The organism is Gilvimarinus sp. 1_MG-2023 (genome assembly GCF_030548285.1).
Genome location: NZ_JAUOSC010001136.1, coordinates 1 through 264, shown reverse-complemented (window position 1 = coordinate 264; position 264 = coordinate 1). Strand labels below are relative to the sequence as shown.

General features: G+C 57.6%; 1 protein-coding gene. It reads left to right on the top strand.

What is annotated here, in order from left to right:
- On the top strand, positions 1 to 264 hold a 264-nt coding region (locus tag Q4563_RS20400; RefSeq protein ID WP_303605812.1), incomplete at both ends, for an HAD family hydrolase.

Here is a 264-nt window from a genome sequence, read left to right as displayed (position 1 = left end):
GTCTCAGACAGCCCGGTGGCGATGGGGTTGTTTGCCGGGGCAGAAACGATGTTGGCGCGTTTGCAGGAACAAGGCATATTGTTGGCCGTTGCGACAGGTAAAAGTCGGCGGGGGCTGGATCGTATTCTGGATGATCTGACGTTGCGGCGCCGGTTTGCTGCCACCCGTTGTGCCGATGACACCTGCTCCAAACCCGATCCGCTGATGCTGCAGGAAATTCTGGCGCAATTGAGAATTCCAGCATCGAGGGCGTTAATGGTAGGG